This is a genomic window from Flavobacterium sp. XS2P24 (genome assembly GCF_030010285.1).
GTDB classification, from domain to species: Bacteria; Bacteroidota; Bacteroidia; order Flavobacteriales; family Flavobacteriaceae; genus Flavobacterium; species Flavobacterium algoritolerans.
In genome coordinates, this window is sequence record NZ_JASCRU010000027.1 from 1 (window position 1) to 17,269 (window position 17,269).

Consider the following 17,269-nt stretch of genomic DNA (forward strand, 5'->3'; position numbering starts at 1 on the left):
GAAATGTTGTTTTAAAACTAATTCTACACATTCTAACTTAAATGCATAATCATACTTTACTTTTTTTTCCATAAAAATGCCCCAAATAGTGTCTAACTTTTTGGGGCATGTTCAAAATTAGCAGCACCCATAAATTCGAAGGATTGACTTTGTATACTGATTCAAAAGAAAAAATCGAGTTACTACTCTGTGAAGACAAAGACACCGAAGTTTTAGAAACGGATATTTATAAATTGAGTTTGGACAAAAAATGAAATTCATTCCATTAAAAAATGTTCATTTTAGCCAAAATAACAGAACGTTAAATTTAGATTAAATAGAAAATCAAAATAGATTTCAAATGTAAAACGTACTACTTTTACAGAGAACTCAGCCTTTTATTGGCCTAAAATAATTCATAAAATGACAGACTTAAAAAATAAAAATGCCCTAATCACCGGCGCAGGAAAAGGAATTGGTAAAGCAATCGCTTTGGCATTAGCCAAAGAAGGCGTAAATATAATTTTAGTAGCACGAACTCAGGAAGAAATAGACAGTGTAGCTGCCAAAGTGCGTTCGTTAAGAGTAAAAGCACTGGCGATAACCGCTGATGTTGCTGATATCAACTCGGTGAATAATGCCGTTGAAAAAGCATTGGCTGAATTTGGAACCATTGATATTTTAATTAATAATGCCGGAATAGCCGCTTTTGGAAAATTCTTAGAATTAGAACCGACCGATTGGGAACGCATCATTCAGGTAAACTTAATGGGAACGTATTATGTGACACGCGCCGTTTTGCCAAATATGATAGAAAGACAAACGGGTGATATCATCAACATTTCTTCAACAGCCGGATTAAGCGGAAATGCATTAACGAGCGCTTATAGTGCTTCTAAATTTGCCGTTTTAGGATTAACTGAATCGTTGATGCAGGAAGTTCGTAAACATAATATTCGTGTAACGGCATTAACGCCAAGCACTGTTGCTACTGACATGGCCAAAGAATTAAATTTGACTGATGGCAATCCTGATAAAGTCATGCAAGCAGAAGACATGGCCGAATTAATCATCGCACAACTCAAATTAAACCGACGCGTTTTCATCAAAAATAGCAGTATTTGGTCTACGAATCCTTAAAAGTAGTCGAAAGTCAAAAGTCTTAAAGTCGAATGACCAATATCTAATAAAAAAACCATTAAGAGATTAAGAAAATTAAGCGTAAGACTTAATGAAACTTAATCTCTTAATGGTTTAAAAACTTAAATGACTTATATGGTTAAAAAAACTTACACTAAAGCCGAAGCAAATTCCATTCGTACGCTTCCGTCTTCATCAATTTTTGTCAAATTAATTTCGTGTAAGGTATTTACTAATTCCGGGTTCCAAGGTGTTTTTACTTTTACGTAATTTTCCGTAAAACCGTGAATATATCCTTCTTTATTTTCACTTTCGAACAAAACAGTTCTATTGGTTCCCAACTGACTTTCATAAAAAGCACGACGCTTTTTCACCGATAATCCGCGTAACATCTTGCTACGTTTTGCCCGAACATTAGCAGGAACAACACCTTCCATCGCAGCAGCTTCAGTATTATCACGTTCTGAATATGTAAAAACATGCAAATAGGAGATATTCATTTCATTCAAGAAATGGTAGGTTTCTAGAAAATGTTCATCTGTTTCTCCTGGAAAACCAACAATTACATCCACACCAATACAAGCATGTGGCATCACTTCCCGAATTTTATTGACTCTTTCCGTATATACTTCACGTTGATAACGACGTTTCATCAACTTTAGAATATCATTACTTCCGGATTGCAACGGAATGTGAAAATGCGGGACAAAAGTTCTACTTTTTGAAACAAATTCTATCGTTTCATTTTTCAATAAATTTGGTTCAATAGACGAAATTCGCAATCTTTCGATTCCTTCTACTTTGTCTAATTCCTGAACTAATTCTAAGAATGTATGCTCGTGTTTTTTATTTCCAAATTCCCCTTTACCGTAATCGCCAATATTGACACCCGTAAGAACAATTTCTTTTATATTTTGTTTCGAAATTTCAGAAGCATTTTTCAATACATTTTCCAGTTCATCACTTCTCGAAATTCCTCTTGCCAACGGAATCGTGCAATACGTACACTTATAATCACAACCATCCTGAACTTTCAAAAATGCTCGGGTTCTGTCTCCTATCGAATAACTTCCCACATAAAAATCAGCTTCGGCAATTTCGCAGGAATGCACTTCTCCAAAATCATTTTTAGACAAATCATTGATATAATCCGCCAATTTAAATTTTTCTGTAGCACCAAGAACTAAATCCACTCCATCCACATTAGCCAGTTCTTCCGGTTTCAATTGCGCATAACAACCTACCGCCGCAACAAATGCTTTATCATTCAATTTCATTGCTTTACGCACAACTTGTTTGAACTGCTTATCTGCATTTTCAGTAACTGAACACGTATTAATCACATACATATCAGCGACTTCCTCAAAATCTACCCGATCAAAACCTTCGTCTTGAAGATTACGGGCAATGGTTGAAGTTTCTGAAAAATTCAGTTTACAACCCAGCGTATAAAAAGCAACTTTTTTTCTATTTTCCATAAGATAACTCAATTAATGAAATCGTTGTCAAAAAATTGAGTGCGCAAATTTACGAACTAAAATTTATAATTAATAGTAATGCAACATTTTGTATTGGTCAATGTTTATTTCATTTTAATGGAATCAAAAAGAAACTACTTACTATTTTAAACTTCGCCATATTTTGGCATTCAACTCTATTTCCTTTGCTAAAAAAAATATGGATCATATAGAAATTAAAACTTTAAAAGAATTAGGGGATGAGTTTAAAGAAAGACTTAACACCATTGCCAAAAACGAAAAAGGTATAACGGGATTTCCTTCAGGATTTCACAAACTAGATTCCCTTACCAATGGTTTCCAACCTTCCAATTTAATATTAATTGGTGGGGTTGCTGGAATGGGAAGTACTGCATTTGCTCTATCGCTAATCAATAAAATGACACTAGAAAATCAATGTTCAATAGCTTATTTTTCATTAGAATTAACAGCTCAACAATTGATGATGCGAATCATTTCCCAACAAACAACTATCGATATAGAAAAATTACGTTTAGGTTTACTCAATGAAAATGAAATAGAACTTATTTCCCAAAAAACAGAAGAGCTAGAAGAAACACCTTTATTTATTATTGATTATCCATTTCTTACTGTATCTGATATTGCGCATAAAATTTACGAATTAATTTGTCCTAATTATGGAGTAGATCTAATTATGATTGATATGTTACATTTAATTGGCAATAATAGTAAAGACAAAGTTGACAAAGTCTTAAATAAAAAAGAGCTTGCGATGATAACTTTTCAACTAAAAAAATTAGCTGAAAAATTAAATATTACTATAATTGTCTTTGTCCAATTAAAAGAAAAACTTTACGGACACGGTTACTATAAACGCCCACTATTATCAGATATAAGAAAGCATGCCCCGATAGATAAATATGCCGATTTAATTTTATTTCTCTATAGACCTGAATATTATAGAATTGACGAATGGGACGATGATGATGCTTCGCCAACAGCTGGAGAAGCTGAAATTATTGTCGCCAAAAATAGTTATGGAAGCATCGGCAATGCTAGAGTAAAATTTACCGGGAATTTAGGGGGATTTGATAATTTGCCTATCTATGATAAAACAGATAGTGATTTGCCTTTTTAAATACAACTACTACACTCCGTCACATATTGGCAGACAAATAAATTATCTTTGAAAAATAAATCAAACCATTATGTCAAAATTAATCTATTTTAAAAGGTATTTGTACGTTATAGATCGCTTGAGAAGCAGACCATGTAGTTTTAGTGAATTGCAAGATCATGTGATGCATAAACTAGAACAGGACGATATTGATACGACTTTTGAATATGCCATACGCACTTTTGAACGCGATAAAAAAGATATTACCACTCTTTTTGGAATCGTTATTCAATACAACCGCAAAGACAAAACCTACGCCATTGATGAAGAAGAAATTGAAGACCAGTCCGTAACGCGAATGATTGATGCTTTTTCGATACATCATGCGCTGCAAGAAGGAAATAAATTGTCGCCAAGTGTGTTTCTTGAAAAACGAAAATCATTGGGAACCGAACATATTTATGGTATTATTCACGCCATACAAAACCTATATCTTTTACAATTTACCCATCAAAAACATTGGGAAGATTTTAGCACCCAACGCGAAGTAAAACCCATTGCCATAAAAGAATCTCAACAAAGATGGTATTTGGTCGCAGTGGATAAAAAGGATGATATTGTAAAAACCTTTGGGCTAGACCGAATTTCCAACTTGAAAATTACTGATACCAAATTCAAACCTATAGTTTATTATGTAGAAAAAGAATTCAAACACGCTTTTGGAGTGGAAACTTATGAGGCTGCCGAAAAAGTGGTTTTGGAGTTTTCTAATAAACAAGGGAATTACATCAAAACATTTCCGTTGCACCAATCGCAACGCATTGTGGAAGAAACCGAAGATACTGTAATCATAGAAATTTTCATTCACACCACCAACGATATTAAAATGGAATTGTTGAAATACGGCTCGAATGTAAAAGTAATTGCTCCGATTTCACTTCAAAACGACATCAAAAATAGAATTTCGGAAATGTCAAGTCTTTATAAATAATTATGAAAAAAGAAGAATTTGTGAGCTTGTTTTCAAAACGGATTGATAAGCTAAAGCGTACTTTTAAGGAAAAATTCCCTGATGGAATAGATGATAGAACAACAGCGACTATTCCGTTAGGTTTTATGAATCGATTAGTAATTGATGGTAGACTATATAAGATAGAAATTTCAGGAATGAATATTACAAATAGTAATGAATAGCAATTAAATTTTATGAATTCTTTTACTACCTTAGATTTTGAAACTGCAACGGGTTACAGGAATAGCATTTGCCAAGTTGGATTGGTTAGAGTAGAAAACGGAATCATTACCAAAGAAATCAATATACTGGTTCAGCCTCCTGATAATTATTACTGGAGTCGCTTTACGGACATTCACGGGATTTCCGCAAAAACCACTTTGAACGCTCCTGCTTTCGATCAAGTATGGCATCTAATCGCACCCTATATTGAAAACCAAAATGTAATTGCTCACAATGGTTTTGGCTTTGACTTTCCTGTTTTGGCTAAAACACTTAACTACTATAACTTACCAACTCCCGACTATAATAAATTTTGCACTTATAAGATTTATAAGACAAATTTAGCTAACTTGTGCCAAGAACATAATATCCCGCTAAACCATCACGATGCGTTGAGTGATGCAAAGGCTTGTGCGGAGCTGTATTTGAGGAGTTTGAAATTAGAAAAAAGATAAACATTATATTTGAAATAAATAATTTTTCATGAAAATATCATTAGAGCATTTATTACAACAAGTTTCAGTAATTCAAAAAAAATATGATGATTTAGCAGAATATTCTGGTGAGCATTATAATATTTTTGATATTCTTGGAGTTAGGTCTGACGAATTAAGTCATTCCTCAATACTGACAAATCTTTTGGATGCCAAAGGAAAACACGGACAGAAAGATACTTTTCTAAAAATGTTCTTAGAACAAATAAAATCTCGCTTTGAAAATCCTAAATTTAGCGAGTATATAAATTCTTTCGAAACCAAAGAAGCTATTGCAAACAAGGAAGTTCATATTGGAGGTGTAAATTTTGAGACTGGCGAAGGTGGTAGGGTTGATATTGTAATAAGTTCAGAAAATGGAAACATTGTTATTGAAAACAAAATTTATGCAGGAGACCAAGATAAGCAACTTCTTAGGTACAATAATCACTACAAAGACCAACCTATAATTTATCTTACACTTAATGGAGATGAACCATCAAATGCTTCAAAAGGAAATTTAGTTATCGGAAGAGATTTTATTTGTTGTTCTTACAAAGACGATATCAAAAATTGGATTGAAAAGTGTATCAAAGAAATGGTAAACAAACCATTTATTAGAGAAACATTAAACCAATATTTAATTTTAATACAAAGTTTAACTAACCAATCAAACAATAACAAAATGAGAGAAGAAACAGTTAATATTATGGCTAAAAATATAGATTCAAGTTTTGAAATCTATAATAACTTTAACTATCTAAAAACTAATCTTTTTATAAGTTTTATTGATAAAATCAAAGATAAATTATCTGATGATTTAATTGTCGATTATAATCCTCAAGCTATTGGAAAGATGCATTCTAACATTGCGTTTAAAAAGAGATTTTGGGGAAATATAAAAATATTATTATATTTTAATGGAAATAATTTTTCTAATGTTATCATTGGTGTTCACGAAGACATCATAAATCCTAATTTAAGAGAATCATTCACAAATGCTTTTAAAAATCTAAATTTTGGGAATAAAGCTTTAACCTATTCTAATTGGTATAAACTCTATTCATACGAACGTTTTAGCAATATAAATTCCTCTGAATTTTGGAAAAATATAAACTCTGACGGATTTATAAATTCAGTTTGTGAAGATTTAGAAATACTTTTTAAAACAATTGATAAAACGATAGAAATAAAATAATACAATGTCATATTTTGGCAGTATACAATTTTACTTTTGATCTATAACTTTAAAACAAAAAAATTATGAGTCAAATGGTTTCACATCAAGGAGAATTAGTTCGAATTAACGTAAACAAAAATTGCATCGAGTATTCTGCAAATGATGGTCGGTCATGGCATGGCAGATCATCAAAATCGATAATTTTTGAATTTCAGGATTTAACTGATAATGGGAATGAACTTTTAGCATCTACCACAAAAGGGCTGTATTATTCAAAAAACAAGGGTGCATCTTGGCATAAAAGATAAATACACAAAATCCCGATTAGTCGGGATTTTTCAGTTTTAGGATGGTTTTCCATTCTCGAAAAATAAAATTTATCATTTGTAAATAGCATTTAAGTGGCAACTAACAAACTCAAAATAAACCTTTTTGGTGAAAACTGGAAAACAAAACGGTTAGTGCTGCCGGAAGAACTATTAAAAAAAATAATGGACGCAGCTAATAAAACGCGAAAACCTATAACAGCTGTTATTATTGATCCTTTTTTCTATCACTCACTTCAGAATAAAACAATCCAATCTTTCGAAGACCTAGATGGAAACACGACAGAAGGACTTATTAACTCATCCAAAAACCAAGTAGAAATTTGGTATAAAAACAAAAAAATTAAAAAATTAAAAATAGATGATTTAAATGAGAAATTATTACTTTTCCCTTTATACAACGCTACAATCCAAAAAGTAAGTTTTCATTTAGAGAAAGGTTTTTATGTAGAACAGACAGAAATAGGCTTAATAGCAAGCTTTGAAATTAGGACAAACGAATTCAATATTGATGACTTAAAATTTCAGCTATTACAAATAAACGAATTAACTCTTTTGGAAAAGGTTATATATAAAGATCAAGTCTTAATCAACAACAAAAAAGATACTTTAATTACTTTTCAAAACTGCTATGAAAAAATCTAAACACACATAATAATAAAACATCTGTCTAATAAATCCACTCTGCCCTATTTTGTCGTACTTACCCAATACATTTGCTTTGTTAAAAACAATAAAGTAATGATACTATGGAAACGAGGCAATTAAAAATTACAAATTTTAAACTTAATTATGATGGGATGTACCATATTGAAACGGAAAATAAAAAGCAATTTACAATTTATATATTCCCAGGAGATTTGATGCAATTATTTCAAAAAGAAGGATTTAGCATGAATAAGGTTATATCAATTTGGAAATAAAAATGGGAATTACATTTTGTAAAAACCACCATAAGAGCAAATGTGTTTTACTTGAATAATGAATTTGATGATTGCATCACTTCTCAGTCTGTAGAAGAATTAAATAACTCCGAAGTACAGTTAATTGATGTCATCATAGAATAAAATCTTCTTTATACTATTCAACCAAAACATGAAAAACAAACCTAAATAAAATAATCTTAGTTCAAGATAAATCGTCTCACCACCTCAGCCACGCCATGATTATTATTGGATGCTACAATAAAATCTCCTTTATCTCTCAATTCAGGATCTACATTATCGACCCAAACCCCCAATCCTGCATATTCAATCATAGTTAAATCATTCCCTGCGTTTCCAACAGCTATAATCTCGCTTTGAAGAATGTTCAGTTTTTCTGCCAAAAATTTTATACTGGCTCCTTTATCAATTCCATTTTGTGCTACTTCAAGAAAGAAAGGCTTTGACATACTCACACTAAGATGTGGCATGGCTACTTTCAAATCTTTTTCTACTTCTTTAAGATAAATTGGATCTTCTAATAAAATACATTTTACAGCTGAAGACTGAACCTCTTCTTTAAAACTTACAACTTTATTATGTTCTAAACCAGTGATGTTTTTTTCGATTTCAATAAATTCAGAATTTGTCTCACTCACAATTTTTCCATTAACATAAGTAATAATATGTGTATTACTTTTTAAACTGTAATCATACAATTCATGGATTTGTTCTTGGGTTAACGTTTGCTCAAAAATGACTTTATCTTCCTTTAAATCTGTAATAACAGCGCCATTATACGATATCATAAACGAATTGTCCAGTTGCAATTCTTTGGCATAAGCAGTCATGGCTGGCGTTGGTCTTCCGGAAGCCAGAATAACATAAACACCCAATTCCTGTGCCTTAAACAACATTTCTCTATTCTCATTCGAAATTTTATGATCATCAGTCAACAATGTGTCGTCCATGTCTAAAACCAACATTTTATATTTCATTCTATTTTTATTGTGAATATGTTTAAATACTCATTCTGAATTCTTCAATAACTGGATTCGCTTTAGAAAACTCTGTTTCCTGAATAAACAATTCCACCGCTTGACCTAATTCCCCAAATCCTCCCAATCGAGCTGATTGTATATTATTTTTCAAAACAGTATCAACACCTATTGCTTCAATTCTTTCCTGTAACGCTAAAGCTAAAATTTCACTTCCCGAAAACACTTTCATTAATCCCATTTTACTCTTTATTTAATTATTTATTACCGTTTTCTTCATCACCTTCTTGCTCCTCAAAATCATCTGCTTCATCCGTTTCAAAGATTTCGTCCTCGTCTTCATCCTCTTCCTCGTCTTCTCCATCAAAATCGAATTCAAAAGGCTCCACTAGCATTTTTTCAGCAAGGATTTCTATTCGTTCTGTAAACTGTTCCGAGAAAATAATACGTTGGGTTCTCACAATGCTATTCGAGATACGCATAATTTTAGTTTCATGACGCAATTTCAAAATTGGATCTGCATCATCAAGTATAAACATTTTCAATCGGTTTACATTAAATCCAGCCGTGGTAAACATTTCACTTAACTTATTTGGAGTCCCAATCAACACATCAACTCCGCTAGAAATATAATTTTTATCGTATTCCATATCTCCTTTATCATGAACACCATAGACTTCTAAATTAGAACTCTTTCCGTATTTTTCAAAAAGTGATTCCATTTCCAATACTTTGGCTTTGTCTTCGACAATAATCAAAGCCCTTGGTGATTCTTCGTTTGCGCCTGCCAATCTCTGAATTACATTCAGCACAATTGTTGTCGATTTTCCGCTTCCTTTTGGTGCAATAATAATACAATCCGAACCACTTTTCAGTGTCGAAAATGTTTCTTTTTGCATCGCATTAGCTTCAGTCAAACCGTTTTCAATTAGGGCTTGTTGCAACTCTTCGTTTATTTTTTTTAGTTTCATTTCTTATGATTGAAAGATGAAAAAATGAAAAAATTGAAAGATTAAAACAGATGCCAAATCTTTAAATCTTCAAATTTTTAAATCATTAAATTAGTTTTATTTACTTGCGAATAACTTCACATCATTTTCGGAAATTTCGCTTCCGCCAAGGATAATCAAGCGTTCCACTACATTTCGCAATTCACGAATGTTTCCAGTCCAATCGTATTCCTTCAATAAATTAATCGCTGCTGAAGAGAATTTTTTCACTGCATTTCCTTGCTCCGAAGCAATCTTATCTGCAAAATGCGAAATCAACATCGGAATATCATCCCGTCTTTCATTCAACGCAGGAACTTTTATCAAAATTACTGCCAAACGATGGTATAAATCTTCCCGGAAACGACCTTCGGCAATCTCTACTTTTAAATCTTTATTAGTGGCCGCAACCACGCGAACATCAACTTTTATGTCTTTATCCGCTCCCACTCTGGTAATCATACTTTCTTGTAAAGCGCGCAATACTTTGGCTTGCGCCGAAAGACTCATATCCCCAATTTCATCCAAGAAAATAGTTCCTTTATCTGCGGCTTCAAATTTTCCTGCTCGGTCTTTTACTGCCGATGTAAACGCTCCTTTTACGTGACCGAATAATTCACTTTCTATCAATTCAGACGGAATAGCAGCACAATTCACTTCAATTAAAGGGAAATTAGCGCGTTCGCTTTTTTCGTGCAATTGATGGGCTACCAATTCCTTTCCGGTTCCATTTGGTCCCGTGATTAAAACTCTGGCTTCGGTCTGTGCTACTTTTTCAATCATCACTTTGATGTGATTGATGGCGTCGCTTTCGCCAATCATTTCATAGTTTTTACTGACTTTTTTCTTCAGAATTTTATTCTCTACTACGAGTTGTTTTTTGTCCAAAGCATTTCGAACCGTATTCAATAATCGGTTTAAATCCGGTGGTTTTGAGATGTAATCAAACGCTCCCAAACGCATCGTATTGATAGCCGTTTCCATATCGCCATGACCAGAGATCATCACCATAGGGATTTCGGGTTTGATTTTTTTGACTGCTTCCAGCACCTCAACACCGTCCATTTTTGGCATTTTGATATCACACAAAACCAAATCGTAATCGTTGTTTTTTATTTTTTCAAAACCTGCAACACCATCTTCGGCTTCTTCAACTTGATAAGTATCGTTTTCTTCGGTGAGTATCTTTATAAGCACTCTTCGAATTGCAGCTTCGTCTTCTATGATTAGTATTTTTGACATATTTTTTGATTCGATTATTTGTTCATTCGGTTAATCGGTTAAACAAATAACCAAATCCACGAATTAACTTCTATTAATATTTTAACCAGCGGTACATTTCACCCCAGGTTGGTTTTTTGCCGTACATGAGTATTCCTATTCGGTATATTTTTGCGGCGAACCAAACTACAAAAAAGAAGGTTCCAAATAATAATGTTACTGATATTGCAATTTGCCACAAAGGTACGCCAAACGGAATTCGCATCAGCATCACGATTGGTGAGGTTAGTGGAATCATTGAAAAAACGACTGCTATTGTTCCATGCGGATCATTGATAACCGTGAAAAAACCAACGTAAACGCTCAACATTAATGGCATAATGATAGGCAACAAAAATTGCTGTGAATCCGTTTGATTATCAACTGCAGCGCCAATTGCCGCGTAAAATGAACTGTATAAAAAATAACCGCCAATGAAATAAATCACAAATCCAATAAGGATACTTGCAATGGGTAAATTCCATAATTCCTTAATATACATTTGCGCAGTTCCAGTCATTTCTTGCTGTGCAGAGTGCATCAATTCCGGCGAAACGTTGGCTGTTGGCCCCACATTTACACCAAAAAACACGGAGGCTGCAAACATTAATGACATTCCGATTATTGCCCAAATAAAGAATTGCAACAATCCTGCCAATGAAGTTCCTATGATTTTCCCCATCATTAATTGAAATGGTTTGACTGAGGAAATTATAATTTCTACTATTCGGCTGGTTTTTTCTTCGATGACACTTCGCATCACCATGTTCCCGTAGATGATTATGAACATCATAATAAGATATCCAAATGCGCCACCGATACCAATTTTTATTTCGTTAAGTCCTTTGACACTTTCTTCACCAGATGCTTTTGTCAAGCTGATATTTACTTTTGACTGCGCATTTTTAATTGCCAGCGTATCTAAATGTGCTTTTTCTAAATTATTTTTGGTCAGTTTATTGGCTATCACATCCTGAACATTTTCAATGAATGAAATACTTGGACTACTGTTTGAAATAAACTGGATTTTACTTTCGAAATCCTTGGAATTACTCGCTTTTGGAATATATAACAATCCTTCATAGCTTTCATTTGTGATACTGTCTTTGAGGAATTTTAAATCTATCAAAGACAAATCAAGGTATTTATACGCTTTGTTTTTATTGTTTTGGGAAGTAAATTCCTTTACAAACATACCCGATTCATCATGAATAGCGATTCGTTTGGTATCTGCTTTCATGGAACTTAAATACGCTACAAAAACGGCTATTCCCACAAATAGTAACGGACTTAAAAAAGTCATAACAATAAAGGATTTATTGCGCACTTTGGCAATAAACTCTCTTTTTATAATTAATGATACTATAGACATTTTAGATTATTAGATTATTGGACATTTTAGACTGTTAGAATTATAAACCTTTAGATTTTCTAAAAATCTAAGAAGTCTAAGAAAGTCTATTGTGTTACTGTTTGAATGAATATATCGTTAACACTTGGGATTTTTTCTACAAAATGCGTTACCTGACCGCATTGCGTTAGGATATTCAATAACTCATTTGGTGTGGCATTCCCGAGTTGGATTTCCAGTTTTAATTCGTTGTTCAATGATTTAAAATTAGCTGGACCAACGATAAATTTCTGTGTAATAGCATACATCAAACCTTCTACATTCTCCGATAAAATACCCACTTCAAAACTATTGGTTTTAAATTGTCTTTTAACATCATCCAGTTTTCCTTCAATGAGTTTATTCGATTTGTGAATAAGCGCAATATGGTCACATAATTCTTCAACGCTTTCCATGCGGTGGGTGGAGAAAATTATAGTAGCTCCTTGTTCTCGCAACGCAAGAATTTCATCTTTGATGATATTGGCATTTACAGGATCAAAACCAGAAAAAGGTTCATCAAAAATCAACAGCTTTGGCTTGTGCAAAACACATACCACAAACTGAATTTTCTGCGCCATTCCTTTAGATAGTTCTTGGATTTTCTTGTTCCACCAGCCTTGAATTTCTAATCTTTCGAACCAATACTCCAGTTGTTTTTTGGCTTCAGCCTTAGAAAGTCCTTTCATTTGAGCCAAATACAAGCATTGTTCTCCCACTTTCATTGTGTTGTACAATCCTCTTTCTTCTGGTAAATAGCCTATATATTGAACATGTTTGGGTTGCAATTTTTCACCATCCAAAATAATTTCACCGCTGTCAGGCAATGTAATTTGATTTATAATTCGGATAAGTGATGTTTTTCCGGCTCCATTTGGACCTAAAAGCCCGTAGATACTTCCTTTTGGAACCATTAATGAAACCTCGTTAAGCGCAACATAATCACCGTATTGCTTGACAACTTTATTCACTTCAAGAATATTACTCATGCTCATTTTTTAATTGGTGTAAAAGTAAATAATTAGTATCGAAATACTTAGAATAGTTGCATATATGTAGCATTTAATTTTTTGAGGTCCTAATATGTTATCGCCTTATATTTATTGGTGTTTATCTCACAATATTTTATTTTCATCGGAGTTCGATGATTTTCAATTGTTTGCAACAAACAAATTGTTAGTGGCGATTTCATAAAAAACCCATCCTTATTTTAACAAGGATGGGAATATATTTTTTAAACAGCATCGATAAATTGTATCGCTACTTTTTATTATGAAAACATGTCTTTCACTTTCTCAAAAAATGATTTGTCTGATTTTTCAGGATTTGGAATAAAATTCTCATCGGTAAGATTTTTTTCGAAAAACTGTTTTTGCTCTTTGCTCAGTGTTTTTGGAGTCCAAACATTTACATGTACCAATAAATCGCCGTTTCCGTACCCATTGATACTAGGAATTCCTTTTCCTTTTAATCTAAGAATTTTACCGGATTGAATTCCTTCCTCCAGTTTGATTCTTACTTTTCCGTTTATAGCTTCGATGTCTTTGGAAATTCCAAGAACAGCTTCAGCGAAACTGATGTATAAATCGTAGTGTAAATTCTCTCCTTCACGTTTCAAGAATTCATGCTCCAATTCTTCAATAGCAACAATCAAATCTCCCGGGATACTGTTTCCTGGAGCATCGTTTCCTTTATTAGAAACTTTCAATTGCATTCCGTCCACAACACCCGCAGGTATTTTTATTGAAACCGTTTCATCTTCAAGAATCATTCCTTGTGAATCCGCTTCGGATGGTTTTCTGTCTAAAATTTGACCTGAACCACTACATGTTGGACATGTAGAAGCAGATTGCATTCTACCCAAAATGGTATTCGTAACGCGCATAACTTGCCCTTGACCGTTACATGTAGAACATGTTTTATAGGTAACTCCAGGTGCTTGAACTTTACGTTTTACTTTTACTTTTTTCTCAACGCCATTGGCAATTTCTTCCAATGTCAATTTTACTTTGATACGAAGGTTGCTTCCTTTAGCACGACGAACGCCGCCGCCTCCACCGCCTCCGAAACCACCAAAACCGCCACCGAAAATATCACCAAACTGACTGAAAATGTCATCCATATTCATTCCGCCGTGACCACCTCCGCCAAAACCGCCAGAACCATCAAAAGCTTGATGACCATATTGATCGTATTTTGCTTTTTTCTGAGGATCGCTTAATACTTCGTAAGCTTCAGCAGCCAATTTAAATTTATCTTCTGCCGATTTGTCTCCAGGATTTTTGTCAGGATGAAATTGTAGTGCGTTTTTTCGGTATGCTTTTTTAATTTCAGCAGCATCAGCATTTTTTGAAATGCCTAATATTTCGTAAAAATCTTTTTTCATTTTTATTTTTTCTTTTGTTGAGTCGCACTGCAGTGCGCTTCTACGCGTGATATAAATACGCGATTAATCGCGAATCTATTACTGCCCTATAACAACTTTTGGAAAACGGATAATCTTGTCTCCTAATTTATATCCTTTTTCAAGAACGTCGACAATTTTACCTTTCAACTTATCTGATGGCGCAGGAATTTGAGTGATAGCTTCAGCAAAATCAGCATCAAAAGCGTCTCCAGCCTTAACCTCAACTTGCTCTAGTCCTTTAGAAACTAATGTGCTTTTTAATTTTTCATGAATAAGTTCCACACCTTTAGTCAACAATTCGTCATCTGATTTGTTTATCTCAACCATAGCTCTGTCGAAATCATCCAATACAGGAAGCATCGCTAACAAAACTTCTTGATTAGCCGTTTTAAACAACTCGATACGCTCTTTTGTAGTTCTACGTTTGTAATTTTCAAATTCAGCAAATAATCGTAAATACTTGTCTTTCTCTTTGGCTAAGTCTTGAGTCAATTGCTCTTCCAGACTTAATTCCTCAATAATGATTTGCTCTCCATTTGCATTATTTTCTAATGTCACATCATCTATTTCTTGATCAATTTCTGTATTTTCAGTAGTCATATTACTAGTATTTTTAAAAATATTCTTAAACTTCATTTTTATTCTTTTCTATGGATTGCAAAAGTACTGCCAATTCTTTTAAAATGTCAAATTGTCATCTTTTTATTGAATTTATATTTTTTTTAGACTTTACACTCTTTAAAACAAATTTTACCCACTCAAAATTTTAATATAATTTTAAGACTATCTCGATATAGTTTACATAAATTTGTTTCAGTTATTTACAGTTAATTTTCTGTAAATGAAAACTAAAGAATCCCTACAAATTATTAATTCACCATTATTTTTATATTAAAAAAAGCTTCGTTTAGTAGACGAAGCTTTTTTTATGTTTTTAAAATAGAACTATACTAATGCGTTTTTCAAACCTTCAAAATCCACTGAAGTCTGTTCTCCGCTCACTAAATTTTTAAGAGAAAAAGAATTGGAAGCCATTTCCTGTTCCCCTACGATTACCGCAAAAGGAATTCCCCTTTTATCTGCATGCTGAAACTGCTTTGCCACTTTCGCATTATCCGGATACAATTCTACTTTTACACCTGAATTCCTTAATTCTTTTATTGCTTTCATCGCATAAAAAGCTTCTTTTTCGCCGTAATTAATAAACAACGCTTTAGAAGTTGCCGTTACGGTTTCAGGAAATAAATTTAATTCTTCGACAACCAAATAAATTCGATCTAATCCAAAAGAAATTCCCACGCCGCTCATATTTTTCAATCCGAAAATTCCGGTCAAATCATCATATCGTCCGCCACCGCCAATGGAACCCATAGAAACTGATTTTGGCGGAGCCACTTCAAAAATAGCACCCGTATAATAATTTAATCCTCTGGCCAAAGTTACATCCAAATCTAAAATTGCTGTTGTCAATCCTAATTCAGTGACATTATCACAAATAAAACGCAGCTCTTCAACTCCTTTCATTCCTTCACTGGATTCCGCAAGCAAAACAGAAAGTTGGTTTATTTTCTCAGAAATAGTTCCTGTAAAATTAAATAACGGCTGTACTTTCAGAATCGCTTCTTCCGAAATTCCTTTCTCCATCATTTCTTTTTTCACGCCGTCCTCGCCTATTTTGTCGAGTTTGTCTAACGCAACAGTGAAATCTATTAATTTATCTGATGCGCCAATCACTTCAGCAATTCCAGATAATATTTTTCTGTTATTGATTTTGATGGTTACCCCTTCTAAACCTAAAGCGGTAAAAACAGTGTCATACAATTGAACCAATTCTACTTCCTGCCACAATGATTTAGAACCTACCACATCAGCATCACATTGAAAAAACTCTCTGAAACGACCTTTTTGCGGGCGGTCAGCTCTCCAAACGGGTTGAATTTGGTATCTTTTAAATGGGAATTCTATATCATTTTGGTGTTGCACTACGTAACGCGCAAATGGAACGGTTAAGTCATAACGCAAGGCTTTTTCAGAAATACTTGATGTTAATTTAGTACTGTCCTTACTTTCTAAATGAGTTGCATTGGCTTTCGCCAAATAATCTCCTGAATTTAATATTTTAAAAATCAAACGATCGCCTTCCTCTCCGTATTTCCCCATTAAAGTTTCGGAGTTTTCAAACGAAGGAGTTTCTATCGGTTGAAAACCAAACTTCTCGAAATTACTTTTTATAATCTGAATGATATATTGACGTTTTGCCACCTCAGTTGGTGAAAAATCTCTGGTTCCTTTTGGAATGCTCGGTTTTGATGCCATTTTTTGATTATTGGATTTTTAGATTTTCAGATTTAGGAATTCTTGAAAAACTCCAAATT

The 17,269-nt window shown here is 33.3% G+C and carries 19 protein-coding genes; 9 read left to right on the forward strand and 10 right to left on the reverse strand.

The window, feature by feature from the left end; all coding sequences use genetic code 11:
• Positions 1-107 precede the first annotated feature (107 nt).
• Together QLS31_RS13535 and QLS31_RS13540 are read left to right on the forward strand one after the other, a co-directional pair.
• Positions 108-254, forward strand: a complete 147-nt coding sequence (locus tag QLS31_RS13535) for a hypothetical protein (RefSeq protein ID WP_282744331.1) — start codon at positions 108-110, stop codon at positions 252-254.
• Between the two features lie 148 nt (positions 255-402).
• Positions 403-1,119 carry a 3-ketoacyl-ACP reductase gene (locus QLS31_RS13540; protein ID WP_282744299.1) on the forward strand — a complete coding sequence of 239 codons (717 nt, stop codon included), beginning with the start codon at positions 403-405 and terminating at the stop codon, positions 1,117-1,119.
• 149 nt (positions 1,120-1,268) lie between these two features.
• Here the strand turns inward: QLS31_RS13540 and mtaB are convergent, their stop codons facing one another.
• Complete coding sequence (gene mtaB, locus QLS31_RS13545) at positions 1,269-2,597, reverse strand: tRNA (N(6)-L-threonylcarbamoyladenosine(37)-C(2))-methylthiotransferase MtaB (RefSeq protein WP_282744300.1); 1,329 nt, start codon at positions 2,595-2,597, stop codon at positions 1,269-1,271.
• Between the two features lie 199 nt (positions 2,598-2,796).
• Between mtaB and QLS31_RS13550 the strand changes: the two genes are divergently transcribed.
• The 7 genes from QLS31_RS13550 (at position 2,797) to QLS31_RS13580 (ending at position 7,572) form a co-directional block, all read left to right on the forward strand.
• Entirely contained in the window at positions 2,797-3,735 is a 939-nt protein-coding gene (locus QLS31_RS13550) for a DnaB-like helicase C-terminal domain-containing protein (RefSeq protein ID WP_282744301.1), read from the forward strand.
• 70 nt (positions 3,736-3,805) lie between these two features.
• A complete protein-coding gene (locus tag QLS31_RS13555) occupies positions 3,806-4,705 on the forward strand; it encodes a WYL domain-containing protein (protein WP_282744302.1) in 900 nt (299 codons plus the stop codon).
• Positions 4,706-4,707: 2 nt separating this feature from the next.
• On the forward strand, positions 4,708-4,908 hold the full coding sequence (locus QLS31_RS13560; RefSeq protein WP_282744303.1) for a hypothetical protein: 201 nt from the start codon (positions 4,708-4,710) through the stop codon (positions 4,906-4,908).
• Positions 4,909-4,920: 12 nt separating this feature from the next.
• On the forward strand, positions 4,921-5,403 hold the full coding sequence (locus QLS31_RS13565) for a 3'-5' exonuclease (RefSeq protein WP_282744304.1): 483 nt from the start codon (positions 4,921-4,923) through the stop codon (positions 5,401-5,403).
• Between the two features lie 28 nt (positions 5,404-5,431).
• Positions 5,432-6,619, forward strand: a complete 1,188-nt coding sequence (locus tag QLS31_RS13570) for a PD-(D/E)XK nuclease family protein (RefSeq protein WP_282744306.1) — start codon at positions 5,432-5,434, stop codon at positions 6,617-6,619.
• Between the two features lie 65 nt (positions 6,620-6,684).
• The gene (locus QLS31_RS13575) at positions 6,685-6,909 is read left to right on the forward strand and encodes a hypothetical protein (RefSeq protein ID WP_282744307.1); all 225 of its coding nucleotides are present in this window, start codon (positions 6,685-6,687) and stop codon (positions 6,907-6,909) included.
• A gap of 153 nt (positions 6,910-7,062) precedes the next feature.
• On the forward strand, positions 7,063-7,572 hold the full coding sequence (locus QLS31_RS13580) for a hypothetical protein (RefSeq protein WP_282744308.1): 510 nt from the start codon (positions 7,063-7,065) through the stop codon (positions 7,570-7,572).
• Positions 7,573-8,050: 478 nt separating this feature from the next.
• Here the strand turns inward: QLS31_RS13580 and QLS31_RS13585 are convergent, their stop codons facing one another.
• The 9 genes from QLS31_RS13585 to hisS all read right to left on the reverse strand — a co-directional run bounded on the left by QLS31_RS13585 (position 8,051) and on the right by hisS (position 17,210).
• Complete coding sequence (locus QLS31_RS13585) at positions 8,051-8,848, reverse strand: Cof-type HAD-IIB family hydrolase (RefSeq protein WP_282744309.1); 798 nt, start codon at positions 8,846-8,848, stop codon at positions 8,051-8,053.
• 22 nt (positions 8,849-8,870) lie between these two features.
• Positions 8,871-9,089 carry a DUF2007 domain-containing protein gene (locus QLS31_RS13590; protein WP_091164573.1) on the reverse strand — a complete coding sequence of 73 codons (219 nt, stop codon included), beginning with the start codon at positions 9,087-9,089 and terminating at the stop codon, positions 8,871-8,873.
• A gap of 16 nt (positions 9,090-9,105) precedes the next feature.
• Positions 9,106-9,819, reverse strand: coding sequence for a DEAD/DEAH box helicase (locus QLS31_RS13595; RefSeq protein ID WP_282744310.1), 714 nt, complete (start codon positions 9,817-9,819; stop codon positions 9,106-9,108).
• Between the two features lie 96 nt (positions 9,820-9,915).
• The gene (locus tag QLS31_RS13600) at positions 9,916-11,079 is read right to left on the reverse strand and encodes a sigma-54 dependent transcriptional regulator (RefSeq protein WP_282744311.1); all 1,164 of its coding nucleotides are present in this window, start codon (positions 11,077-11,079) and stop codon (positions 9,916-9,918) included.
• A gap of 73 nt (positions 11,080-11,152) precedes the next feature.
• A complete protein-coding gene (locus tag QLS31_RS13605; RefSeq protein WP_282744312.1) occupies positions 11,153-12,469 on the reverse strand; it encodes an ABC transporter permease in 1,317 nt (438 codons plus the stop codon).
• Between the two features lie 86 nt (positions 12,470-12,555).
• Positions 12,556-13,476 (reverse strand): ATP-binding cassette domain-containing protein, encoded by a 921-nt coding sequence (locus QLS31_RS13610; protein ID WP_282727266.1) that lies wholly within the window; start codon positions 13,474-13,476, stop codon positions 12,556-12,558.
• Positions 13,477-13,757: 281 nt separating this feature from the next.
• On the reverse strand, positions 13,758-14,873 hold the full coding sequence (gene dnaJ, locus QLS31_RS13615) for a molecular chaperone DnaJ (RefSeq protein ID WP_099714600.1): 1,116 nt from the start codon (positions 14,871-14,873) through the stop codon (positions 13,758-13,760).
• Positions 14,874-14,951: 78 nt separating this feature from the next.
• Entirely contained in the window at positions 14,952-15,530 is a 579-nt protein-coding gene (locus tag QLS31_RS13620) for a nucleotide exchange factor GrpE (protein ID WP_099714599.1), read from the reverse strand.
• Between the two features lie 309 nt (positions 15,531-15,839).
• A complete protein-coding gene (gene hisS / locus QLS31_RS13625; RefSeq protein ID WP_282744313.1) occupies positions 15,840-17,210 on the reverse strand; it encodes a histidine--tRNA ligase in 1,371 nt (456 codons plus the stop codon).
• Positions 17,211-17,269 lie beyond the last annotated feature (59 nt).